Source organism: Lacinutrix mariniflava (assembly GCF_001418015.1).
GTDB classification, from domain to species: Bacteria; Bacteroidota; Bacteroidia; order Flavobacteriales; family Flavobacteriaceae; genus Lacinutrix; species Lacinutrix mariniflava.
This window is the reverse complement of the sequence record NZ_LIQG01000026.1, coordinates 227,783-250,616: the sequence shown is the minus strand read 5'-3', so window position 1 is coordinate 250,616 and position 22,834 is coordinate 227,783. Positions and strand designations below refer to the sequence as shown.

General features: G+C 32.6%; 26 protein-coding genes. 7 read left to right on the top strand and 19 right to left on the bottom strand.

Annotated elements, in window-relative coordinates; genetic code table 11:
* The 5 genes from ASC44_RS08120 to ASC44_RS08100 are packed head-to-tail and all read right to left on the bottom strand — an operon-like array spanning position 1 to position 6,050.
* Positions 1-1,068 (bottom strand): cytochrome-c peroxidase, encoded by a 1,068-nt coding sequence (locus tag ASC44_RS08120; protein WP_083476265.1) that lies wholly within the window; start codon positions 1,066-1,068, stop codon positions 1-3.
* Between the two features lies 1 nt (position 1,069).
* Positions 1,070-1,861, bottom strand: a complete 792-nt coding sequence (locus tag ASC44_RS08115) for an MbnP family protein (protein WP_055447105.1) — start codon at positions 1,859-1,861, stop codon at positions 1,070-1,072.
* Positions 1,862-1,883: 22 nt separating this feature from the next.
* Positions 1,884-3,227, bottom strand: a complete 1,344-nt coding sequence (locus ASC44_RS08110; protein ID WP_055447104.1) for a hypothetical protein — start codon at positions 3,225-3,227, stop codon at positions 1,884-1,886.
* Between the two features lie 11 nt (positions 3,228-3,238).
* The gene (locus ASC44_RS08105; RefSeq protein ID WP_055447103.1) at positions 3,239-4,504 is read right to left on the bottom strand and encodes a choice-of-anchor B family protein; all 1,266 of its coding nucleotides are present in this window, start codon (positions 4,502-4,504) and stop codon (positions 3,239-3,241) included.
* A gap of 10 nt (positions 4,505-4,514) precedes the next feature.
* The gene (locus ASC44_RS08100; RefSeq protein ID WP_055447932.1) at positions 4,515-6,050 is read right to left on the bottom strand and encodes a choice-of-anchor B family protein; all 1,536 of its coding nucleotides are present in this window, start codon (positions 6,048-6,050) and stop codon (positions 4,515-4,517) included.
* 216 nt (positions 6,051-6,266) lie between these two features.
* On the opposite strand from ASC44_RS08100, the gene thiL reads away from it, so the two are divergent.
* Entirely contained in the window at positions 6,267-7,313 is a 1,047-nt protein-coding gene (thiL, locus tag ASC44_RS08095) for a thiamine-phosphate kinase (RefSeq protein ID WP_055447102.1), read from the top strand.
* 53 nt (positions 7,314-7,366) lie between these two features.
* Here thiL and ASC44_RS08090 read toward each other — a convergent pair whose 3' ends face one another.
* Together ASC44_RS08090 and ASC44_RS08085 are read right to left on the bottom strand one after the other, a co-directional pair.
* On the bottom strand, positions 7,367-7,603 hold the full coding sequence (locus ASC44_RS08090; protein ID WP_055447101.1) for a DUF1660 family phage protein: 237 nt from the start codon (positions 7,601-7,603) through the stop codon (positions 7,367-7,369).
* Between the two features lie 101 nt (positions 7,604-7,704).
* On the bottom strand, positions 7,705-8,478 hold the full coding sequence (locus ASC44_RS08085) for an alpha/beta fold hydrolase (RefSeq protein ID WP_055447100.1): 774 nt from the start codon (positions 8,476-8,478) through the stop codon (positions 7,705-7,707).
* 71 nt (positions 8,479-8,549) lie between these two features.
* Between ASC44_RS08085 and brnQ the strand changes: the two genes are divergently transcribed.
* The 5 genes from brnQ to ASC44_RS08060 all read left to right on the top strand — a co-directional run bounded on the left by brnQ (position 8,550) and on the right by ASC44_RS08060 (position 12,666).
* Positions 8,550-9,854 (top strand): branched-chain amino acid transport system II carrier protein, encoded by a 1,305-nt coding sequence (gene brnQ, locus ASC44_RS08080; protein ID WP_055447931.1) that lies wholly within the window; start codon positions 8,550-8,552, stop codon positions 9,852-9,854.
* A gap of 4 nt (positions 9,855-9,858) precedes the next feature.
* Entirely contained in the window at positions 9,859-10,698 is an 840-nt protein-coding gene (locus ASC44_RS08075) for a helix-turn-helix domain-containing protein (protein ID WP_055447099.1), read from the top strand.
* A gap of 293 nt (positions 10,699-10,991) precedes the next feature.
* On the top strand, positions 10,992-11,321 hold the full coding sequence (gene trxA, locus ASC44_RS08070) for a thioredoxin (RefSeq protein ID WP_055447098.1): 330 nt from the start codon (positions 10,992-10,994) through the stop codon (positions 11,319-11,321).
* Positions 11,322-11,590: 269 nt separating this feature from the next.
* Positions 11,591-12,148 (top strand): carboxymuconolactone decarboxylase family protein, encoded by a 558-nt coding sequence (locus ASC44_RS08065; protein WP_055445592.1) that lies wholly within the window; start codon positions 11,591-11,593, stop codon positions 12,146-12,148.
* Positions 12,149-12,285: 137 nt separating this feature from the next.
* Positions 12,286-12,666 (top strand): cupredoxin domain-containing protein, encoded by a 381-nt coding sequence (locus ASC44_RS08060; protein ID WP_055436351.1) that lies wholly within the window; start codon positions 12,286-12,288, stop codon positions 12,664-12,666.
* A gap of 170 nt (positions 12,667-12,836) precedes the next feature.
* Here the strand turns inward: ASC44_RS08060 and ASC44_RS08055 are convergent, their stop codons facing one another.
* The 11 genes from ASC44_RS08055 to ASC44_RS08005 all read right to left on the bottom strand — a co-directional run bounded on the left by ASC44_RS08055 (position 12,837) and on the right by ASC44_RS08005 (position 20,468).
* On the bottom strand, positions 12,837-13,214 hold the full coding sequence (locus tag ASC44_RS08055; RefSeq protein ID WP_055447097.1) for a hypothetical protein: 378 nt from the start codon (positions 13,212-13,214) through the stop codon (positions 12,837-12,839).
* Between the two features lie 200 nt (positions 13,215-13,414).
* Entirely contained in the window at positions 13,415-14,098 is a 684-nt protein-coding gene (locus ASC44_RS08050; RefSeq protein WP_055447096.1) for a haloacid dehalogenase type II, read from the bottom strand.
* Positions 14,099-14,176: 78 nt separating this feature from the next.
* Positions 14,177-15,253 carry an L-dopachrome tautomerase-related protein gene (locus tag ASC44_RS08045; protein ID WP_055447095.1) on the bottom strand — a complete coding sequence of 359 codons (1,077 nt, stop codon included), beginning with the start codon at positions 15,251-15,253 and terminating at the stop codon, positions 14,177-14,179.
* 27 nt (positions 15,254-15,280) lie between these two features.
* Positions 15,281-15,946: a peroxiredoxin-like family protein gene (locus ASC44_RS08040; protein WP_055447094.1), complete on the bottom strand. Its 666-nt coding sequence runs from the start codon at positions 15,944-15,946 to the stop codon at positions 15,281-15,283.
* A 10-nt stretch (positions 15,947-15,956) separates the two neighbouring features.
* A complete protein-coding gene (locus ASC44_RS08035) occupies positions 15,957-16,613 on the bottom strand; it encodes a DsbA family oxidoreductase (protein WP_055447093.1) in 657 nt (218 codons plus the stop codon).
* A gap of 51 nt (positions 16,614-16,664) precedes the next feature.
* Positions 16,665-17,336 carry a hypothetical protein gene (locus ASC44_RS08030; RefSeq protein ID WP_055447092.1) on the bottom strand — a complete coding sequence of 224 codons (672 nt, stop codon included), beginning with the start codon at positions 17,334-17,336 and terminating at the stop codon, positions 16,665-16,667.
* A gap of 24 nt (positions 17,337-17,360) precedes the next feature.
* Entirely contained in the window at positions 17,361-17,675 is a 315-nt protein-coding gene (locus ASC44_RS08025; RefSeq protein WP_055447091.1) for an EthD family reductase, read from the bottom strand.
* Positions 17,676-17,694: 19 nt separating this feature from the next.
* Positions 17,695-18,420, bottom strand: coding sequence for an SDR family oxidoreductase (locus ASC44_RS08020; protein WP_055447090.1), 726 nt, complete (start codon positions 18,418-18,420; stop codon positions 17,695-17,697).
* A 92-nt stretch (positions 18,421-18,512) separates the two neighbouring features.
* Positions 18,513-19,061: a carboxymuconolactone decarboxylase family protein gene (locus ASC44_RS08015; protein ID WP_055447089.1), complete on the bottom strand. Its 549-nt coding sequence runs from the start codon at positions 19,059-19,061 to the stop codon at positions 18,513-18,515.
* A gap of 70 nt (positions 19,062-19,131) precedes the next feature.
* Complete coding sequence (locus ASC44_RS08010) at positions 19,132-19,695, bottom strand: TetR/AcrR family transcriptional regulator (RefSeq protein ID WP_055447930.1); 564 nt, start codon at positions 19,693-19,695, stop codon at positions 19,132-19,134.
* Between the two features lie 122 nt (positions 19,696-19,817).
* Positions 19,818-20,468 (bottom strand): hypothetical protein, encoded by a 651-nt coding sequence (locus ASC44_RS08005; protein WP_055447088.1) that lies wholly within the window; start codon positions 20,466-20,468, stop codon positions 19,818-19,820.
* A gap of 104 nt (positions 20,469-20,572) precedes the next feature.
* Between ASC44_RS08005 and ASC44_RS08000 the strand changes: the two genes are divergently transcribed.
* On the top strand, positions 20,573-21,901 hold the full coding sequence (locus tag ASC44_RS08000; RefSeq protein ID WP_055447087.1) for an aspartate kinase: 1,329 nt from the start codon (positions 20,573-20,575) through the stop codon (positions 21,899-21,901).
* 58 nt (positions 21,902-21,959) lie between these two features.
* Here ASC44_RS08000 and ASC44_RS07995 read toward each other — a convergent pair whose 3' ends face one another.
* Entirely contained in the window at positions 21,960-22,730 is a 771-nt protein-coding gene (locus ASC44_RS07995; RefSeq protein WP_055447086.1) for an ATP-grasp domain-containing protein, read from the bottom strand.
* Positions 22,731-22,834: the final 104 nt, after the last annotated feature.

The window sequence follows — 22,834 nt, the reverse complement described above, 5'->3', positions numbered from 1 at the left end:
TTACTCTTGAAAGTCAGGGTTTGTAAGAAATGAAGGGTCTGATAATGAAAGTAAAAAGGCTTTTAAATCTGCTTTATCTTGAGTTGAAAGTTGTACACCTCCATTATCAATGTTTTTCATTAAAACATCAATTGTCGTAGAGTTTTGCAAACCTGTGCTATAAAATTCAATAACCTGATCTAATGTTTCAAACCTGCCGTCATGCATGTAAGGAGCTGTGTAGGCTAAATTTCTAAGTGAAGGGCTTTTAAATTTCCCGTTGTCGTTTGAGTCTCCGGTTACGCCACCTAGTCCAAGATCGGTAACATTAGTATCCAAACCGTTGTTGTGAAAAATATTATCTGTCCATAATGGATTACTTGGTGTTCCATGACAATGAAAGCAATCTCCTTTATCTTCTCGTAAAAATACATCGAGACCATTTAACTCTTGCGATGTTAATGTTTCTTGCCCTAAAGTATATCTATCAAATCTAGAATTAGCAGAAATAAGTGTGCGTTCAAATTGTGCAATAGCTTTTGTGGTTAATTCTTTAGTGATTAGTGAAGTCTTAAAAGCTAGGCGAAACAATTCTGGGTATTCGCTATCAGATTGCAATTTGTTTATAACATCTGTCCAATCGCTATGCATTTCTATTGGATTCTCCACAGGTTCTAGAGCTTGTCGTTCTATGCTTAGTTGTTTACCGTCCCAAGTAAAGCGTTCTCTGTAGTTCCATGCTAAATTAAATAATGGCATTGAGTTTCTTGTACCAAAAACACCGTCTATACCTTCGCTTGTAGGTGTGTTGTTTGTAAAAGCACTTTGTGGTGAATGGCATGATGCACAGGCCATTGTTTCATCTCCAGAAAGTTTAGTGTCGAAAAACAGTTTTTTACCTAAAGCAACACCTTCAACTGTTTGCGGATTGTTATTAGGTATTACTGGAGAGATGATTCTATCTGAAAATAGTTGTGGAATAGAAAGAGGTAAAGGTGTAGGTTCATAGGTTTCTGTTTCTGGTGAGTCGCTTTTTGAGCAAGCCGAAACAGAAATAATTAATAACAGATATATGAATCCTTTTTTCATTTTATTGTGTAACTGTACCTAAGCTAAAAACATTTTGACCATTCTCATTCATTCTTAATTGTGCGTCAAAATTACCCATTAAAGAAGAGTTCCATGTGTTTAAATCCCATTGGTATGTGTTTTGAAACCATTCTGCTATATTCATTTTAACTTGAAAAGTAATATCATTAGTTATCGTTATTGCTCCTAAATTAACTTGTATAGAGGTGTCTTGTGTTGTTATTGGAGTAGCCATGCCGTCTGCTGCTCTAATGTTGTGGTATGCGTAGGTAGTTTCTTCATCTGCATTGTTTATAAAACGTCCTTCTAATTGCATGTAGTGATAACCTCCAATGTTACCGAACATTTGAATATTTGGTACTTCCCAATTCTCAGAATTTAAATCTGGATATGCATTTTCAATATTATCTTCATCATCAAAACCATAAGTGAAAGATACATTTGTGTATTGTCCTAATGGAATTTTTGTTTCAGGAGAGAACGATAAATTTGTACTGTTTGTAACATCCACTAAATTGTAAATATCTAAAACAATATCTTCTTCTCCTTCGCGAGAAAAAGTAATATCTGATATTAAGTATCTTAGTTTTTCAATACTTAAACTATCACCATTTTGATTAAGGTATTGAATAGAGTCGAAACTAGCACTAGTTACCTCAGTTTCATCCCAATTATGAGTGAAATTAAAAGTTGTTTCTGCTTCCGTTTTTAAAACTAGGTTGTCGTCTAAATCTTCACCACATGAAGTAAAAGCGAGAGTGCTGCATAGTAGTAGGGCAAAAAATCTTTTCATTGTATTCTATTTATTATTTTTTTTAATCAATGGTAATTATAAGTAAGTCTGAAAAACCTTTGTTTTCAATTATATCTTCGTCATTGCTATAAGTGTCTCCAACAACAATAACTTTTTTATTATTTAATTCGGTAATACCGTAGGCGAAATCAATATTTGTGCCTCCCACAGATGTTTGCCATTCGATTGTACCGTTACTATCTACTTTTAAGGCCCAAGCATCATTTTGACCTTTATTTTCAGTAACATCAACATCATCACTTCTTGAGCTTCCGGCAAGCAAGAAACCACCATCTTGCGTTGCAGAAATATCTCTAGCCACGTCAAAATTTGTACCTCCTAAGGTTTTTTCCCAAAGTAATTCACCAGTAGGAGAAATTTTTATTAGCCACAAATCTGCAGCTCCTATGTTATGTGAGACGTCTACATCATTACTTCTTGTGTCTCCGGCAATAAGGTAATTACCATCTCCAGATTTCACAATAGACCAAGCTTCGTCTATTTCGTCTCCTCCAAAAGATTTTTCCCATACAATTGCTCCTGTTGCCGAAATTTTAACGACCCAAAAATCGTATGATCCAATATTGTTAGAAATGTCTGTATCCATACTGTCTGATCCTCCAACAATGATATAGCCGTTATCATCTGTTTGTACAATACTTTCTGGAGTGTCGGTAAACAGTCCTCCATAGTATTTACTCCATTCTATAGTGCCTGAAGCATCAAGTTTTAGTGCCCAATAGTCTCCTCCGGCATGTCTGTTACTAAAACGAGAAGTATTACCTGCTCCATCCGAGCTTGTAACATCTAAAACGCCAGTAACCAAATATCCAGAGTCGCTGGTTTGAATGACTGAAATACCATAATCTGCACCTTGGTAACCAAAAGATTTTTGCCAAGAAATATTTCCAGAAACATCCAGTTTTGCTAACCAATAATCATTCTGCCCATGATTTCCAGAGACGTCTTCATTATTACTAAAACTTGAACCTAAAATTGCATAGCCACCATCAGATGTTTGAATGATGTCTTGACCTTTGTCATCTTCGGTTCCACCATAAGTTTTATTCCATTGTATTTCGTTTTCTGCATTGAATTTTAATACCCAGAAATCGAAACTTTCGTTTAGTTTGTCTGTAATGTCACCATCTATGCTTTGAGTAAAACCGAGTACCGCATAACCACCATCGCTAGTGCTTACAATTTCTTGAGCACTTTCGTTTTTAGAGCCTCCGTAAGTTTTTACAGACGATACTAATCCAGAAGATGAAACAGTATTGCCTTCAATATTGTCGTCGTCTTTTTTACAGCTTATTACAATTGTAAAAACAAATAAATAAAGTAATAAAGCGCTTTTGCTTTTCATTTATAATAATATTAATTACTTTTTCTAACTATAAATAGGCCTCCTTCAATATCGCTAATAATAATATTTCCACTAGCAAAATAAGGATAGACACTCCATACACCATTAAAGTTAGCACTATTGCTAGAAGGATAAGTATCAAAATAAGCTGTTTCTGTCATAGAATTACTTGAGGAAGAGATATTTGAAATATCTAGTATTCTCAAGCCAGCTCTATAATTAGCTAAGTAGTACTCATTTCCTTTAACATAGCCATTATGATCTATAGCTGCTGTCGGTCCAAAGTAAGTTGAAGATAAGTTTGGGTTATCTAAATCAGTAAAATCGAAAACTAATGTTTTAGTATTAAAGCCAAAGCTTTGTTCGTCTACCTCATCACCTAAAATAAAATAAGCTTGGTCTTCTGTAAACCAACCTTGATGTGCATAGGCTGTTTGCGGATATGTAAATTCACTAATTAGAACTACGTTATTTTTATCTGTAACATCTAGTATTACAACCTTGTCTGTGTTGCCATTACTACCTACGTATATTTGCTTTCCTGTGTGCTCTGAGTCAGGACCAGAGTATGTTACTACTTGAGCATCATGAGAATATCCTCCAGCAGTATAGTCACCTAATAGAGTAGGGTTTGTTGGGTTAGAGATATCCACAAAAATTGGACCTCCTCCGTTAGTTGAGCTGCAACCAACTAAGTAAGCAACACCTTCGCTTTCATTTATTACAATATTATGGCAACTTCCTACTCCAGAGTAAACCGCATCTGCAGTAAAAATTTCTGGAGCATTTGCTACGCTTCTTAATTTTGTTAAATCGAAAATTTGCATTCCATGAGAGCCTGCACTATCTGCGACAATAAAGGCATAATTATTATAGACTTTTACATCTCTCCAAGCACTTGTTCCAGCGTTAGAGTTTAGGCGTCCCAAAAACACTGGGTTTGTTGGGTTTGTAATGTCTATAAATGCGGTGCTATTTGTTAAGGCTATTATTGCGTATTCTTTATTATTTGTAGGATCGGTCCATCCCCAAATGTCACTTCCTTCAATATTAGGGATTCCTCCCAAGGTTTCTGCACTTATTGCAGATAATAAGTCTATTCCATTACATGGATAAATCCCTGCCATTCCATTTTCACAAGGAGATAGAGGAGTAATGCTAGCATGAGGAGGTGTGTTGTTGTTTGATTCAGGAGCTTCGTCTGAACAGTTATTAAAAGTGAAAACTATTGTAACACAAACTAATAATATTGAGATGTTATTTTTTAATTTTTTCATTTTAACAATTTTATTTTACAACTAATTTTTTTGTTACTAAATTATTAATCTTAACTAAGTAAACTCCCGTAGAATAATTACTTATTGGTAAAACGTATTCTTGAGTGTTTATATTGTCTTTTATAAATACTTGTTGGCCTATAATGTTGAAGATTCTGATACTCTTAATTGTACTATTCTTGTCTCCTTTTAATATTGAAATGGAAGTTGTTGGATTTGGAGATAATATAAAGTTCTCTTCTAATTTAACTTCGGGTATACTTAATGTTCCGCTTTGTCTAACAACAAATAAACCACGTTCGATATCGCTAATTATAATGTTTCCACTTGAAAAATAAGGGTAAACACTCCATGCTCCATTAAAGTTATCACTATTATCAGCTGGATAGGTATCGAAATATCCAATTTCAGCATTTGCATTATTTGTGGATGTTAATATTGAAACATCCAATACGCGTAGACCAGCTCTGTAGCTTGCCATATAAAATGTATTTCCTTTAACATATCCATTGTGATCTATTGCAGGAGTTGGTCCAAAATAATCATTAATTAAATTTAATGAAGCGTTAGAGAAATCTGCGTCTAAATCTAAAAAATCAAAGATTAAGGTGCGTGTATTGTTTCCAAAAGATTGCTCATCTGTTTCATCTCCTAATATAAAATAGCGTTGATCGTCTGTAAACCAGCCTTGGTGCGCATAGCTAATCTGTGGATATGTAAAGTCGTTTATTAATGTAATATTGCTTTTATCTGTAACATCTAATATCACTACTTTGTCTGAGTTTCCATTACTTCCAATGTATATTTGTTTACCTGCTATGCCATTTGCAGGATCGTAATAATCTGTATCTGGACCAGTATATGTTACAACTTGTGCATCGTGAGAATAACCTCCACTTGCATAATCTCCTAATACTGTTGGGTTTGCTGGGTTTGAGATGTCTATAAAAATTGGTCCTCCACCATTAGCAGAACCACAACCTACTAAATAAGCTACACCTTCGTTTTCATTTATTACAATATTATGACAACTACCAATAACTAAATCTCCTGTTCCGCCATCTCCTTGATATCTTAAAACTTGGCTACCATCGTAGGTAAGATCTGGATCTATACCATTTCTTAAAATGGTTAAGTCGAATACTTGCATGCCATGATCACCTATAATGTCTGCTACAATAAATGCATGATTGTTATATACTTTTACATCTCTCCAAAAAGAAGTATTTCCGTTTGCGGTTTCAATACGTCCTAGAAAAATTGGGTTTAATGGGTTTGAAACATCTACAAATGCAGTACTGTTAGTGGTTCCAATAATAGCATATTCTTTACCGTTTAATGGATCTGTCCATCCCCAAATATCACTACCTTCTGGGTTACCCAAAGTACTTGCTAATGTGGCTATTGGGATTCTAGACATTAAATCGTAATCGTTACAAGGGTATTGACCTGCCAAACCTGTTGCTGTATCACAAGGCGTTTGAGCTTGACAGAAAGTCTGGAATGAAAAAGAAATAAGTAAGATTAAAAAGTAATTTTTAAGCATAAGCTTTATTTTTTTGAAAATACGTTCTGCGAAATTAGCAAAAAAAAGGATAAAGCGTTGGTTTATTGCGTTAAAATACGTGCATTTTGATACTGTTTTTGCAGTATTTTTATAAATGAACAACTATTTAGTGTATTACATAAAATGACTTTCTATTATAGAAACAATTAAAAGTTATTTTGCACTACTTTTAATTCATCTTCTTATTTTTGCAATATGATAGAAGATAAAAATCAAGCACGTACACCATTAAGTGAATTAGGAGAATTTGGACTTATAGACCATCTTACTAAGCAGTTTGAGGTTAAACAAGAATCTACTATAACAAGTATTGGAGACGATGCTGCTGTTTTAGATTTTAAAAGCAAGCAAATTGTAGTGACTACAGACATGTTAGTGGAAGGTGTGCATTTCGATTTAAGTTATGCACCACTAAAACATTTAGGGTATAAAGCTGTGGTTGTAAATCTATCTGATGTTTATGCTATGAATGCCGAGGCTACTCAAATTACAGTATCAATAGCCGTTTCTAATCGTTTTCCTTTAGAGGCTTTAGAAGAGCTTTATGAAGGTATAGCCTTGGCAGCAAAAATATATAATGTTGATGTTGTTGGTGGAGATACAACATCTTCTACGGCAGGATTAATAATTTCTATAACAGCAATTGGTAAAGTAAATACCGAAGACGTAGTTTATAGAAAAGGAGCAAAGCCAAACGATTTACTTGTTGTAACAGGAGATTTGGGCGGTGCTTATATGGGTCTTCAAATTTTAGAACGTGAAAAAGAAGTGTTTAAAGTAAATCCTAATAATCAGCCAGATTTGGATGCTTATACTTACGTTATGGAACGTCAATTAAAACCTGAAGCTAGAGTTGATATTATTAAATTACTGAAAGATTTAGACGTAAAACCAACGTCGATGATTGATGTGAGTGACGGTTTATCTTCAGAAATTTTGCACATTTGTAAGGCAAGTGATGTTGGTTGCGATTTATACGAAGAAAAACTACCTCTTGATCCACAGGTTATTTCAACTTGCGAAGAATTTGATATGGACAGCACAACTGTAGTATTAAATGGAGGTGAGGATTACGAGTTATTAATGACAATTTCTCAAGAAGATTTCCCGAAGATAAAAGCCAATCCTCATTTAACGGTTATTGGATATATTACAGATAAAAGTATTGGTGCAAATCTAGTAACTAGAGGTGAAACAAAAATACCATTGCAAGCACAAGGCTGGAAAAACTTTGATAGTTAAGATTTTTTCGAATATTTAGTAATGTTTTAAGGAAACGAAAGCATTCTATTTTACTAAGACGTCATTTTATAAGCAATATGTAATTCTTCTCTGCGAAGTTTTGCCTGTCTTTTATTGTATATGTTATTTAAAATTGAGTTTATCTCTTTATATTTTGGCGTTAATTCTACCAATTGGCCATTTCCACTTGTCGTTAATTGCCTGCTGCATTTAGTGCATTTATACTCCTTTACGTGATACGTGATTTTTTTAGAAACTTCGTATTTATGGCCAAATAGTTTACAGAACATAGATGTGGTTATTGCGGTTTTTTAAGTAAAATTACTCTTAAGGTTGATTGTTAAGAGGTTAAAGATAATTAAAAAAATCAAATATCCGTCAAAACGTAGTTTTATTCGATAAAAAACAATAATTTTTTATTTACTTCTTTCTTGTTTTCTATGTGACTCATGTGTCCTTCAGAAAAAACGAACGTTTCAATATTATGTTTATCAGTAAACAATAGTATCTCTTCAGTGTTTAAAATAGTGTCTTTCTCACCTAATAAAATAATTTTTTTAAAGGGAGCTTCAGCAAAGAATATTGAAGAATCCTCACGTAAACGCATCCCTTCATTAGCAGCCATATAACCTTGAACAGGTGTTTTAAGCGCGACTTCTAAGGCGTTGTTATAGGCTTCAATATGTTTTAACTTACTTTCAACACTAAAAAGATTAGCAAAACTCATGCGTACCATATTCTCATAATTGCTTTGTGCCATTTTATTAGCACGTGCTCTTAATTGTTTTCTGTCTTTATCATCTTCTTGGTAAGTAGAATTTAATAAACATAAACCTTTAATACTGTCAGGATATAATTTAGCAAAAGCTAAAGCCACATAACCACCCATAGAATGACCTATAAAAACGTATTTTTTTAGTTTTAAATGCCTCAAAACAGCATAAACAGCAGCAGCCATATCTTCCATTTTATGCACATAACCTAAACAGCCTGTTTTACCGTGACCTAATAAATCTATAGTAATAACTCTGTTTTTTTCAACGAGTTCTGATGCCACATTTTGCCACATCGAGCTGTCTTCAAGAAACCCATGAAGCAAAACAACTACAGAACCTTTACCTTGGTCTGTGTAAAAAACGTCTATGCCTTTGTATTCTAATATCATTTTAAAGTATATTAGACAAATATAATTAAGCGCTTTGCTAACCAAAAGCTATGCTTAGTATTTTATTAAAAATGAACAAAACTAAAGACCTTTTAATTACTAGTTTCGCATTGTTTTCGCTTTTTTTTGGAGCAGGAAATTTATTATTACCGCCTCTTTTAGGTTATAACGCAGGAGAAAATTGGTTTTGGGTAAGTATAGGATTCATGATTACAGCAGTTGCTATACCTATAATAGGTATTTATGCACATGCTAAATTGCAAGGTACTTTATACGATTTTGGTAAAAAGGTATCACCAGCTTTTAGTTTAATTTATTGTATTCTTATTTATGTTATAGCAGTTACCATTCCGTCACCAAGAACCGCTGCGGCAACACACGAAATTGCAATTCATCCTAATTTTGGAACCTCACCTTTATTAACTAGTAGTATTTATTTTGTATTAGTATTGCTTTTTGCATTAAACCGATCAAAAATATTAAACGTTATTGGCAAGTATCTCACACCATTTATAGTTATTATGCTACTTTTAGTAATAGGTATTGGCTTGTATTCTGCACAAATGATTACTAACACTCCACAATTCGAAGCTCCAATTGTAAAAGGAATTTTAGAAGGTTACCAAACCTTCGATGCTATTGCAGCCGTAGTCGTAGGAGCAGTAATTATTATATCTATTAATTTAAAAAAAGATAGTTCTTTCGAAGCTAAAAAAGACCTCATTAAAAAATCTGGACTCATAGCAGGATTAGGTTTGTTTATTATTTACGCAGGACTTATTGCGGTAGGTGCGTTTTATGGATCAGAAATAGATTTAAATAACGCACTAAGTAACGATATGCAGCGCTCAGATTTGTTACGAGGAATTAGTATAAAAGCATTAGGCGCCTTTGGTAATACTATACTAAGTGTTTTAATTGCTTTAGCATGTTTTACAACCGCAGTAGGTGTTGTAACTGGTACAGCAGATTATTTTAAAGGCCTAATTAATAATTCTCAAACCGTTTATGTAATTACAGCAACTATAGCTTGTGCTATTGGTGTCATTGTTGGTCAATTAGATTTTAACTCTATTATAGTAATTGCATTACCAGTGCTCTTATTTATTTATCCAATAACAATTGTACTTATATTATTAAACGCAGTGCCAAATAAATTTGCATCAAGTACAGTATTTAGAGTCGTTGTTTTATTAACCTTTATTTTTAGTATTCCAGATGTGTTAGGATTTGTAAGTCCATCAGAAGGATTAGCTCAAGTCGTTAATATTATACCATTTGCAAAACACAGTTTAGGTTGGGTCTTGCCAGCATTAATTTCATTTTTAGTGTTAAATATCAAAACTTTTACGACTAATAAAACCATTAGCGCGTAAATCAATGGCAATACAAGACATATCAGTACATACCTATAAAGACCTTTTTTCGTTAAGCGTCGTACAATTCGAAAAAGCCTGTGTGGTTAATAAACCAGAACAAGTAGATTCCTATAGTATATATTGGATTAAAGAAGGAAAAGGCACCTATAACATAGACTTTAAAAGCTACTCCTTTAACGAGAATGTATTGTTCTTTCTATCTCCTGGTCAAGTATTCTCGGTAGATTCCGAAAAAATAAAAGAAGCATACAAAATTACATTCGTAAAAGATTTCTATTGCATACAAACGCACGATAAAGAAGTTGCCTGTAACGGTGTACTCTTTAACAACGTTTACGAAACACCTTTTGTAAAACCATGCGAAAACGATACTAAAAAACTTAGTTTTATATTAGAAAGCCTTATCGAGGAATTTAAAAACACCGAAACCGCCCAATACGATATGTTGCAAACCTATTTAAAGCAATTTATCATCCATTCCGTACGCATACAAAAAGAACATCATCCCATAAAAAACGACATAGAAACCAAGCTCTTTAAAGATTTTAGCACACTAGTCGAGCAAAATTACAAAACGCTACACGCCGTAACCGACTATGCAAATAGGTTAGGATTATCGCCAAAATCGTTGACCAAAAACTTTCAAAAAGTAGGCGCAGAAACACCAAGCGATTTCATTAAAAACCGAATCGTCCTAGAAGCCAAACGCCAACTCATCTATACAGACGAAGCCGTAAAACAAATAGCCTACGACCTCGGTTTTAACGACTCGGCATACTTTAGCCGTTTTTTTACCAAAGCCACCACAAAGTCACCACTTCAATTTAGAAAAGACTATTAATTTTTTGGGCGTGACCATAAAGGTCAGGCTGTACGTTATATCTTTTTTTTAAAGCTGAATTTATTTTAGCAACTCTCCAATACAATAGTATTACCTTTTTATTAGTAACCTCTCCTTAAAAAAAGGATGCCACTTCCATCCTTCACGCAAGATTACCGATTCGAAACCCAATAAAACTGAATAAAAATAGGCAAGTCCAAGCATAAGGAACCTTTGTCTATTTATTACTAGGCACTTACAGCGCATCTTTGCACTATAATTAAAACAACAACAACACTAAAATTATAAAACATATGGACATTCAATTAAATCAAGCCGACTTTAAAAGCACAGTATTAAACAATAAAAAAGTAGTATTAGATTTTTATGCAGACTGGTGTGGACCGTGTCAAACATTATTGCCAACCATTCATAAGTTAGCAGACGATTTAAACGACGATGTTATTATTAAAAAAGTAAACGTAGACCAAAATCAAGATTTAGCAGCCTACTTTAAAGTAAGAAGCATTCCAACACTAGTGTTTTTTCAAGACGGAAAAGTAGCAGATAAACACACAGGATTACTTACAGAAAGAGAACTAAGATTAAAAATAGACGCGCTAGAAGTAGCTGTAACCCAATAAAAACAGGCTGTCCATGCATAAGGAACTTTTGTCCATTTTTAAAGGCAAGTTCTCGTCGCATCTTTGCAGTGTAATTAATTAGTAATATTAAAAACCGAAAATTATGAAAACAATACAAAACATACAATGCCCAAATTGTTGGGGATACCAAACATACGACGAGCAAAACCCAGAACAACAATTATGCAAATGTTCTAACTAAAAGTTAAAAACAACAAACAAACATAAATAGTATTTCCGCGAAAGCGAAAAACATAAAAACAAAAACAATGAGCACAAGAATTAAAACATTAGATCCAGCAACAACAACAGGAAAAGCTAAAGATTTATTTAACGCAGTACAAAAGAAATTAGGTTTTATACCAAACCTTATTAAAGTATTTGGAAACTCTCCAGCAACATTACAAACGTATTTAAGTTTAGGAGAATTAACAGCAAGTGGTGATTTTTCAAACAAATACCGTGAACAATTAGCATTAGCAATTGCCGAAACAAACTCATGTAACTACTGTTTATCTGCGCACACAGCAATTGGTAAAATGAATGGTTTAACCGAAGAGCAAACACAACAAAGTCGCCAAGGTTTTGCAAATGAAGATAAAGATCAAGCAGGATTACAATTTGCACAGGCCGTAACATTAAATCGCGGACAAGTATCTACAGAAGCCATTGCAGAAGTAAAAGCAGCAGGTTTTAACGATGGCGAAATATTAGAAATAGTACTTAATGTAGTGTCTAACACATTAACAAACTATGTAAACCATATAGCAGAAACAGAAGTAGATTTCCCATCTGTAGAAGCAGGAAAATTTACAGTAGCACAATAATTACAACGTGTCACTTCGAGTGGTTTTGTAAAAGCATAAAAAAGCGTATCGAGAAGCTCTTGATGCTTTGTGAAATCTCAACTCAAACAAAAAGAATAGAATTAAACAATAACAAATAAATTAAAACAAAGCACATTATGAAAAATTTAGTATTAGCAGTATTTTTAGTAGCCTTCACATTTGTATCTGGAGCACAAGACAAAATGAGTAAAGCAGTAAAAACAATCTCATTAGAGCAAACAGCTGGAGAGTTTACACAAAAAGCATTAACAGTAAGCGAAGGAACTTATGTATTTAATGTAACAAACACAAATGCAGCACCAGAAGTTGGTTTAGTATTAATTGAAGCTGGTAAAGACGGTAAAGATGCAAAAAACCACATTGCAGATGCTTACGTATCTCAAATGGTAAAACATGGTAAAACAGAATCTTCAAAAGAAGTTACACTTACAAAAGGAACATACACATATTTCTGTCCTTTTAACAAAACACCACAGTATACTTTAGTAGTAGAGTAGTTAATTATTTAGTTTTTAAGTAGAAAAAGCGAGCCTTGTATGAGGCTCGCTTTTTTTTGTTTCGTTTATTGTGTTTTTGTAAGTGAGGATTTTTCGAAGGAAAATCAGACGTTACAAACACGCAACGACCTTTGATTAAGCATTAAAATTGCAATTATTTAGGGAAAGTTTTATTTTAATTTATTCATAAAATCATCTAAATAGTCTTTTCCAAATATATTTATAACTTCGTTTTTAAATTTGTCGGTTACTTCATTTTTTAGCGTTATTCCAAAATCAGATGAAACACGCAGAACTACTGTGCTGATAGGTGTAATTAACTCATTATATTCCTCGATAGAATTAATTTCAGTCTTATGAATTCCTTTTCTTTGTTTGGTATTTATCCTAGTCCATATTTCGTGAATTTCATTTGAGATATTCAAGTCGATTACATCTTTTTCTTCTTCTGTTAGTTTATTATATGTAGCGTAATATTCGGAGTCAGGAAGTTTCGCAAACTGTTTATTTGTCATTTCAAGAAAAACTATCTTTTCAAATGTATTCATAGAGTTGGTTGATTAATTTTGCCAATGTTTCGTTGATAAAAAATCGATTCAATGTTTTTTATCATACGATAAACGAAGTTAGCGGTTTTTTAACAAAGTCAAGGCGAAGTTTTTACTAATTAAACTGCTTTTTCTAAACGCTTATATCCAACGCTACACGATGGGCAAACAACATCTGAAACAATGTCTATTTTTAGTTCTTATTTGTATTGAATAAGAATATCTGCTATTAATTTTAAGTTTGGTTCGTTAATTTCTGTTTGTGGTGCTAACGGAAATGTTTGTTGTCCTGGTCTGCTAACAAAAGCAGCTCGCCAGCCAGCCCAAAGTGCGCCTGCAACATCCCAACCATGCGCAGCAATAAGCATACAATCTTCTGGTTTTGCGTTCATTTTATGGGCTGCCCAATTATAAACATCGGTAAAAGGTTTAAATTTCCCAACAGATTCAATACTTAATAGCTCATCAAAATAAGTTGTTAAACCTACGTTTTCAAATTTGTTTTTTAAGCTTTCTTTATTAGAATTAGTAAGTGCTACCAAAGTGTATCCTTCCTTTTTTAGTAAGGTTAAAGCGTCTTTAACTTCTGGATGCGGTGGTAAATTTTGCATGGCATTAACTATAATATCTCGCGCTTTATCCTCAGGAATTGTAATTCCATTATTTGCTGCAACCATTTGTAAAGCAGCAGCACCAATATGTCCAAACGGTTTATATTGTCCGCTTGCAGAAACCACTAACGAGTATTGCAACATAGTTGTAAACCACAAGGATAGCAAATGGTCTTTTCCGCCTAAAGCGTCACCAATTTGCTTTTTCATTATCGTTAAATCTAATAACGTTTCGTTTACATCGAAGAATAATACTTTAGGTTTGGTTTTCATTTTATGAAGATATGTAATGTTTATAATTAAAAAAACAGACTGATAAAATCAATCTGTTTTTTCTTGAAGCATTAAAAACTAATTTGCTAATGCAATTTTATTAACGGTAAATTCCATGTTAGAAATATCTGCAGTGATCTCATTAATTCTAGAGTTGGTGAAATATAAATAACCGTTATATATACTAAAGGTATCTGCCCATTTTATGGCATCACCTTCAATTAAAGTGTGTATGCTGCCATCTGGTTTGCGATACATAATTTTATTGTGTTCTAGATCTGCGTAATATAAGTTTCCGTTGTCATCAAAAATCATTCCGTCGGGCGCAGAAGTTTTAGCTTCAAAAGTGACTGCGTTTTCAATCTCTTTTTCATCTTCTAAAGTCAGTGCTGTTGTTGGTATACTAAATAAACTATAGCCTGAAAGTGCGTGGTAGTATAGTTTGTTATTCTTGGTATCTAGGGCAATTCCATCAGAATTTACAGAATTCGTCCATGTTTTATTCTCAAAAGTTAAAAAATCGACTTCTGCTGCTGTAGAAGAATGGTTGTCTAAAACTCTGGTAAACTTTTCAGTTTTTAAATCTAAAATTACTAATCCAGAATTACCAGAATCTGTAAAGTAGATTTTGTTGTTCTTTTTATCAAGACGTAAATCGTTGATGTAAGAATTAGGATGATAAGCCTCTTCATTTAAAATATAAGTATGCTCTAGTTCCTTTGTATTTATATTAAAAACAAAAATTCTAGGAGCATCTACTACTTCTTGAAAAAGTGCGCTTCTAGTATCTAAAACATAGATAAGTTGGTTGTAAACAACAACAGACTGTACGCCAACAAATTTATTAGCTTCTATTTTGTTTCCTATTTCCCAAGAGTTCCAAGCTTCATTAGGAAAAGCAGTGTTTGTATTATTTGTGATTTCTGCTACAGAATTCTTAACGCCTTTTCTCCACCTTGGGAAATTCACAAAAATACGACCTTCATTACTCACCGAGACTCCAGTGACTTGTTGTCCTTTAAAAGCCGTTATTTGAGTGGCTTTTGGAGTTTCGGTTTGTACCGTAACAGGTGTAGTTTCTACTTTGTTTTCTATTTTTTCTTTACAAGAAATAAATAAAATAGAAAGGATAATGATGTAGCTAAAATTTTTCATTGGTATGTTTTTCTTAATAAAAATACATTATTTTAATTTACGTAAAGCAGATAATATTTCTAAAGGTTCAGCACGCGCTGTATAATCTGCATCTAAAAAAGCATACTTAATAATTCCGTTAGTGTCAATAACATAAGTTGCAGCTAAAGGCAAGGTGTTACTAGCGTCTCCATTTACTTTGTTTAACCCAAAACCAGCATTATACATAGAAGCAACATCGTCTGTTAATGTGTAAACTACACCGTATTCTTTGCCAATTGCATTGCCAATATCACTCAATACAGTAAATTCTAAATTATTTTTTTCTGAAGTACTTAAAGAGTTATCAGGCAATTCTGGAGTTAAAGCCAAAAGTGTAGCACCTTCATTTTTAAACTCTGGTAATTTTTCTTGTAAAGCGTGTAATGTAATGTTACAATACGGACACCAACCACCTCTGTACCATGTTAAAACTACAGGTCCATTTTTAAGTTCGTCGTTTAAAGTAACAGCTTCGTTTAAAGCATTTTTTAAAGTGAAGTTAGGTGCTTTATCTCCAACATTTAATGCAGCATCTAAGACTCCAGAATTGGCAACACTAGAAATTCCGTCTGCATATATCTGTTTCTTTTCGTCTGAGAATTTAGCAGCGCCTGCTTGACGGACTTCATCTAACAAAACGTCTAATGCTCCTGTGTTTTTATTGTTGTTCATGTGTTTTGTATTAAACCGATTGTTGTTCTTTAATTAATTCGTTTAAAACTTGCTTAAAAGTATCTACAGGTTGCGCTCCTGTAACGGCACTTTTACGATTAAAAACAATAGTTGGTACAGAGTTTACGCCCATATTTTTCCAATAGTCTTGTTTGGTTCTTACTTCTAAACGTGCATCTTCACTATCTAATTTAGCTAAGGCTTCGTCTGCATTTAAACCAACACTTAAAAGAGTTTCTTTTAAAATATCTTTTTTAGACACATCTTTTCTATCGCTAAAAAAAGCTTTAGTTAATGCCATTTTTAATTCGGTTTGCTTTCCGAAATCTTTAGCATATTCTAATAAAATGTGTGCATCAAAAGTATTTATCATGCGCATGTCATCAAAATAATCGAATTTAAAACCTAGTTCTTCACCAGCTTCCGTCATCATTTGCTTCGATTCGTTTTGTTGCTCTGTAGTAGAACCGTATTTTTCTGTAATATGCTCGTTTACATTTTGACCTTCAGCAGGCATATTTGGATTTAACTCAAATGGTTGCCATTCTAAATCAATTTGATCTTCAATACCAAGTTCTTGGATTGCTTTTTCTAAACGTTTGTATCCAATGGTACACCAAGGGCATACAACATCTGAAACAATATCTATTTTTAATTTATTAGCCATAACTTTATTTTTTAATTGAATTTTATATTGATTCCTAGAACGCTAATCGACTTATTTACTGATTAGATTAGTGTTTAGAAAGTTGTTTTCTTTTTGTTGATCTTCTGTAATTGTATCTGTTGACACAAGATTTAAAACCATAGAATTAACGATTCTACTTTTGCCTAAATCTTCCTTTATAATTAAAGCTTTATGAAAAAGACCTAATGTATCTGCATTAGATTTTGGGCTACTATTATTAATTATAACAATAGAATAATGATCGTTATCTACAGATTTTATTTTTGAAACGAAAGGTTTTAATACGTCCTCGTCACCTTTAAAAACAGGTGTAAATTTATTAAAATAATCTTTAGGCGTTTTATATGCTTTATTAGCGTAGGAATGATAATCTGCCAAATGTAATTCACTTTTAATATCACTAGGTTCGTAACCCAGCATTAGTATAGATTGCTCTGCAGCATTGTCTACGTGAAAAGGAGTATTTACTTGTTGGTCAAAACGTACAAGCCAATGATAGCTTAGTTTTTTATTGAATTTTGAAACACTAAGTTTTGAGAATTCTTTTTTTAGATCTATCATAATAGACCTAAATTGATAAGGTGTTATTTCTTTTTTACTGAAAACTAGATGCATAAAGCCAAGAGCCTCAGTAGTAGTTCTAAAAACTGTAGAGAAGCTCTTTTCTGTTATATGTGTTATAGTTTCCTCTTTAATATTCATTAAAACACCATTTATGTTTCTGTTTTAAAAAGTAACCAATTCACTAATTTGAAGTACGCCTTGTACATTAGTGTAGTTTTCTATATCTGCAGCAAAAGTTTCGGCATGAGGCCCAAAAGACTCTTGAAAAGCCGTTACGCTATCAAATTTTAAATGTGCAATGGCTATGTAAGGTGCAGACTCTTCCGGAGCTCTGCTAGCCAATCCTAAATCTAATTCTAAACCTTTTAAAGCACTACCAAGCGCATCGATAACCATTGGTAAATGTTTTGTTTTATAATAGTCTGCATCAAACTGTACATCTTTACTGTTTGGATACATTACGGATACTTTTATCATAATTTATTTTTGTTTGTATTTATTCTGCTAAAACAATAGCATCTGAAAACCCTTGATAGGCACCTTCAAATTGTTTAGCCATTTCGTCTGGAAATAAATGAAAATCGCCTGCCTTTAATGCGCTTACAATTCCTTCTGAAATTGTAGAAGTAGAAGCACCTTCATCAAAACCTGCTGCTTTTCCCATATCTGTTAAAACAGGTCCAGGATGTACACTTAAAATACTTACGCCTTTTGCACCTAAATCTGTTCTTAATCCTTGAGTTAAAGAATACGATGCTGCTTTTGAAGCTGAATATGTTGAAAGGGCAGAGAAATTTTTAAGGGATGCTACAGAGTTTAATTGTACTAAAGCACCTTGGTTTTTTTCTAACGTTTTAGCAAAAGAATTTGCTACACGTAATAATCCAAAAGCATTGACATTAAGTTGATTTTGAAAATCTTGTTCTGCATTTTCTCCAATTGTATCTTGTGGTGTGCCAATACCAGCATTGTTTACTACAACCTCTACATCTTTAGTTTGTTCAGCTAAATCTTGTATAGATTTTGTGTTAGATACATCTGCTTTTAATGTTACAACCTTTTCACCATATTTTTCTTCTAATTCCTTAGTAGAGTTAACATCACGAACAGCTAAATATACTTTTTTTGCGCCATGATTTATAAACGATTCCACAATTGCTTTACCAATACCTCTGTTTGCACCTGTTACTAATGCGACTTTATTTTCAATTGAAACACTCATAATTTTATGTTTTTATTTGATAATTAATAAACCTTCCTCAAAATAGGAGGAAGGTTTACAGCTATTAATCTGCAGTTAAAGGGACTACATTTTTATTTTTTCCAAGCAAATTTTTGGAAAGCTTCATCTACAGGTGTGTTTGCGATGTGGTTTGTGTAATTACTAATTACTTTTTGAGATAATCCTAAAATAATCTCTAATACTTGTTGCTCGCCATATCCAGCTGCGTAAAATGCTTCTAAATCTTCTTGAGATACATTACCACGGTTACGTGTTAGAGATAATGTTAACGTACGTAATGCTTCTAATTTTGCATCTGCTAAAGGGGTTTCATCACGTAAAGCATTAATAATAGCATCATCAACTTTCATCATTTTAGCAATACCTGTATGCGCAGGTACACAGTAATGGCAAGCGTGCTCTACGTTAATTGTTTGCCATACTACAGTAAGCTCATCATTATTAAAAGATGTTTCTGTAAATAATTGGTGTAAATCTTGGTATGCTTTTAATAATTGAGGTGACGCAGCTAATACACCGTGTAAACCAGGAATCATTCCGTAAGCTTTTTGAGAATTTTCTAATAATGGTTTTGCTTCAGTTGGAGCAGACTCGATGTTGTGAACTTTTAATGTTGTCATAATTTTTCTTTTTTTAATATTTATGTTAATTTTATCTAAACGTTCGTTTAGTTATTGTATAAAAAAATGTTTATAAATTTTGGAAGGTCATTTCTATATAATCTTCGATTTCTTGTTTTGTGTTTACTCTTGATGCAGCTGCTAAACCATGTTTTGCTAATAATAAATAATTAGCTTGTTTTAATATTGTGGCTTCATCTTTTGACGCATCTATTTGTAATTTTTCAATAAGTATGGATTTTAAATTATCCATAAAAGTATTCATCTGTAAAGTAATACATTCATCTTCTTTTTCAGAAAACTCGTTATATGTATTGGTTAATAAACAACCTTTAGTACTGTCTGTTTTAAAATCGAAACTTACAGAATCCATAAAAAAATGTTTAATATCTTCAATACCTTCGGTTCCATTTTTTAACTTTAGTAAAGTAGCACTTACTTTAGATTTGTAAAGATTTAAGCTTTCAAGAAATAAACCATGTTTGTTTCCAAAACTAGAATATATAGAGAACTTGTTTATGCCCATTTCTTTTTCAAGCATTTGCATCGACGTCGTTTCATAACCATTACGCCAAAAAAGGTGCATTGCTTTTTCTACTACTTCTTGTTCGTTATATTCTTTTTTTCTAGCCATCTTTCTTTCTGTAAAAACAGAACTCATTTCTAATTACAGGACAAAACTAACCAATCGTTTAGGTTTAAAAAATATTTTAACATTTATTTATATTTAAGGCCTGGTTTTTTAAAGAGTATACTTTAATTATTTAGCTTTTTTATGGCAGAGAATGCCTTGTCTACATTGTTATCTTCAACTAAAACCGTAAATTCATTTGTAGTAGAAATTACTTCGTAAAGAGAAATGCCTTCCCAAGCAAAACGCTTAAATATTTGATAGTACAAACCAGATATTTTAGAATTGTTTTCTGGCAATCGAATACTAATAGCAGATAGGTTTTCGTGTAAACCAATCATCTCTTCGTTTTTAAAATGCGTTTGTGTTTTTGTTTTTTCTGAAGCCGAAATCACCATATTACTTTCATAAATACCACGCGAAAAACCGTAAAAAGCATTACTATCTATGGTTTCTAATAGTTTAGTATGACTATTAATTAAGGTCTTAGAATTTTTAAAAGTAAAATCAACCAAGTTGGAGCGTACCGTAATATCTCCTAAATTTTTTAAAACGGACTTTAACTGATTAGAATGTCTTAAGTCTTTTGGAGGATTGTAACGGCGTAAAGCCATCATTATGGCTCCAGTCTTAACTGGTTTTCTTAACATGGCACCAATAGGCGCTTGTAGCTCTTCGGCTAAAGCCGAAAAATTAATAATACTACGCGATAAAGCTTCTTCAAGAAAAGGTTGTGTAACTAATATCTCTTCTACACAGGTTGCAATGGTTTTCATTTTGTTAACTATTTAACAATTTGTGCAAAAGTATAACAATTTTTTCATTTCTATGGTTGTTAGATGCTTGCGAAGTAGTTTAGCTTTATAAAACTAAAAACAAAATGTTAGTATTAAAATTTGGAGGTACATCGGTTGGGTCTATAGAGAACATGATAAATGTTAAAAATATTATTAACGATGGCGAAAAAAAGGTTGTTGTATTATCGGCAATGTCTGGTACTACAAACGCTTTGGTTAAAATTTCGGAATACATTAAAATTGGAAATGTAGACGAAGCATTGATTGTTATCGATGCACTTAGAACTAACTATAATAGCACGATTAAAACCTTTATTATTAATAAAGACTTATATAAAACCGTTTTTGTTTATGTAAACGATGTGTTTAATACGTTAGAAGCATTGGTAAATAAGCGATTTAATACTTTATTATATAATCAAATTGTAGCTCAAGGCGAATTGTTATCTACTTATATTTTTACTCATTATTTACAACAAGAAGGGATAAATGCATCATTACTACCTGCTTTAGATTTTATGCGTATTGATAAAACTAACGAACCAGATAACTATTACATACAACAGAATTTAAACAGAATTATGGCCGAAACACCAAATTCTGAAATATACATTACACAAGGTTTTATTAGTCGGGATGCTGAAGGGAATATTGCAAATTTACAACGCGGCGGAAGCGATTATACTGCAACGATAATTGGTGCTGTTTTAAAAGCTGAAGAAGTACAAATTTGGACAGATATTGATGGTTTTCATAATAACGATCCACGTTTTGTAGAAAACACAACAGCAATCTCTAATTTGTCTTTCGATGAGTCTGCCGAGCTGGCTTATTTTGGAGCTAAAATTTTACACCCACAAACCGTAATGCCTGTAAGTGTATTTGATATCCCTGTAAGACTAAAAAACACAATGGATCCTGAAGCACATGGTACATTAATTACTAACCAGGTTCATGGAGAAGGTATTAAAGCTATTGCAGCTAAAGATGGTATTACGGCCATAAAGATAAAATCGGTTAGAATGTTACAAGCTCATGGTTTTTTAAAGAAGGTCTTTGAAATTTTCGAACGTTACGAAACGGCTATAGACATGATTACAACTTCGGAAATTGCTGTGTCTTTAACAATTGACGATACTAGACATTTAGAAGCTATTGTAGACGAACTTAATAAATTTGCAGTAGTTGAGGTTGACGATTATATGAGTATTGTGTGTTTGGTTGGAAATGAAATAATTTTCCATACAGATACGCCTAACTTATTCCAGATTTTACAAGATGTTAGCGTAAGAATGATCTCTTACGGCGGAAGTAATAATAATATTTCGTTATTAATAAATACTAGCGATAAAATAGAAACGCTACAGAAATTACAACGTTACGTTTTTGAGAATAGTGGTGTGGTGGTTTAAAATGAATAAAAAATAGTTTTATTATTTTTCACCAAGCATTAAACAAAGTTCGTCTTACTTATTCATAAAATTCTTCCAATGCAACGATTATAGCTTTCACATCAGCTTTGTAAAATCCTGCACTATTAATACAATTAACTTCCATAATTTTCCATCCATTATGAGTTTTACAAATATCCATTACATAGGCGTCTGCTACATTATATAAATCAGCCATTTCTTTAGCAAAGCATAATCCGTCCTTAGATACATTTTCTTCATATTCAACATTTCCATGAAATAAATAGTAAGAGCTGGTAATAACTTTGCGATTAATAATCCAAACTCTTGCTTCTTTAATTACATTGTACGATTTTGAAACCTGTATTTGTGTTGCACCATCAACTCTATTGTCTTCTTTACTATTTAGAGTATTATATACAAAATCTTCCCACTCTGGTTTTGAAAAAACTTTGCCTGTAAAAACTTTGGCATCCTTACTCGGTTTAATAAATAGTGTTTGATTAGTGTCCCAATTAAAAGGCTCGCTAAATTGCTTGATAAAACTTCCGTGGTTTAAAATATTAGCTCCATAACCAACAGAATATTTCTCATACTCATGATTATTTCCATAAAAGGAACCTGGCTTCCAATCGTAGTTTGTTGCGGTTTTTGCTAATTTTACAGAGCCGTATACAAATATATCTTTTCGGGTAGTTTCTATATTTAACTCAGTACTATTTGGTTGAAAACTAACTTCTTGAAAAGGTAAATTTAATGCTTTCATTACATGAAATATTTCATCATATCTAGGGTCTTGGAAAATATTTTTTTGAATTAAATAATACATTTTGTCTTTGAGTTTTTTTTTGAGCAATAGACTACCTGATGAAAAAAATAGTTTTTATGTCTTTTTTCAAGTTGTTAAACGAAGTTCGACTATTTTATTGGAAA

Coding starts and splice junctions, on each gene's coding strand:
- ASC44_RS08120 (WP_083476265.1), bottom strand. CDS start 1,068: ATGAAAAAAGGATTCATATATCTGTTATTAATTATTTCTGTTTCGGCT.
- ASC44_RS08115 (WP_055447105.1), bottom strand. CDS start 1,861: ATGAAAAGATTTTTTGCCCTACTACTATGCAGCACTCTCGCTTTTACT.
- ASC44_RS08110 (WP_055447104.1), bottom strand. CDS start 3,227: ATGAAAAGCAAAAGCGCTTTATTACTTTATTTATTTGTTTTTACAATT.
- ASC44_RS08105 (WP_055447103.1), bottom strand. CDS start 4,504: ATGAAAAAATTAAAAAATAACATCTCAATATTATTAGTTTGTGTTACA.
- ASC44_RS08100 (WP_055447932.1), bottom strand. CDS start 6,050: ATGCTTAAAAATTACTTTTTAATCTTACTTATTTCTTTTTCATTCCAG.
- thiL (WP_055447102.1), top strand. CDS start 6,267: ATGATAGAAGATAAAAATCAAGCACGTACACCATTAAGTGAATTAGGA.
- ASC44_RS08090 (WP_055447101.1), bottom strand. CDS start 7,603: ATGTTCTGTAAACTATTTGGCCATAAATACGAAGTTTCTAAAAAAATC.
- ASC44_RS08085 (WP_055447100.1), bottom strand. CDS start 8,478: ATGATATTAGAATACAAAGGCATAGACGTTTTTTACACAGACCAAGGT.
- brnQ (WP_055447931.1), top strand. CDS start 8,550: ATGAACAAAACTAAAGACCTTTTAATTACTAGTTTCGCATTGTTTTCG.
- ASC44_RS08075 (WP_055447099.1), top strand. CDS start 9,859: ATGGCAATACAAGACATATCAGTACATACCTATAAAGACCTTTTTTCG.
- trxA (WP_055447098.1), top strand. CDS start 10,992: ATGGACATTCAATTAAATCAAGCCGACTTTAAAAGCACAGTATTAAAC.
- ASC44_RS08065 (WP_055445592.1), top strand. CDS start 11,591: ATGAGCACAAGAATTAAAACATTAGATCCAGCAACAACAACAGGAAAA.
- ASC44_RS08060 (WP_055436351.1), top strand. CDS start 12,286: ATGAAAAATTTAGTATTAGCAGTATTTTTAGTAGCCTTCACATTTGTA.
- ASC44_RS08055 (WP_055447097.1), bottom strand. CDS start 13,214: ATGAATACATTTGAAAAGATAGTTTTTCTTGAAATGACAAATAAACAG.
- ASC44_RS08050 (WP_055447096.1), bottom strand. CDS start 14,098: ATGAAAACCAAACCTAAAGTATTATTCTTCGATGTAAACGAAACGTTA.
- ASC44_RS08045 (WP_055447095.1), bottom strand. CDS start 15,253: ATGAAAAATTTTAGCTACATCATTATCCTTTCTATTTTATTTATTTCT.
- ASC44_RS08040 (WP_055447094.1), bottom strand. CDS start 15,946: ATGAACAACAATAAAAACACAGGAGCATTAGACGTTTTGTTAGATGAA.
- ASC44_RS08035 (WP_055447093.1), bottom strand. CDS start 16,613: ATGGCTAATAAATTAAAAATAGATATTGTTTCAGATGTTGTATGCCCT.
- ASC44_RS08030 (WP_055447092.1), bottom strand. CDS start 17,336: ATGAATATTAAAGAGGAAACTATAACACATATAACAGAAAAGAGCTTC.
- ASC44_RS08025 (WP_055447091.1), bottom strand. CDS start 17,675: ATGATAAAAGTATCCGTAATGTATCCAAACAGTAAAGATGTACAGTTT.
- ASC44_RS08020 (WP_055447090.1), bottom strand. CDS start 18,420: ATGAGTGTTTCAATTGAAAATAAAGTCGCATTAGTAACAGGTGCAAAC.
- ASC44_RS08015 (WP_055447089.1), bottom strand. CDS start 19,061: ATGACAACATTAAAAGTTCACAACATCGAGTCTGCTCCAACTGAAGCA.
- ASC44_RS08010 (WP_055447930.1), bottom strand. CDS start 19,695: ATGGCTAGAAAAAAAGAATATAACGAACAAGAAGTAGTAGAAAAAGCA.
- ASC44_RS08005 (WP_055447088.1), bottom strand. CDS start 20,468: ATGAAAACCATTGCAACCTGTGTAGAAGAGATATTAGTTACACAACCT.
- ASC44_RS08000 (WP_055447087.1), top strand. CDS start 20,573: ATGTTAGTATTAAAATTTGGAGGTACATCGGTTGGGTCTATAGAGAAC.
- ASC44_RS07995 (WP_055447086.1), bottom strand. CDS start 22,730: ATGTATTATTTAATTCAAAAAAATATTTTCCAAGACCCTAGATATGAT.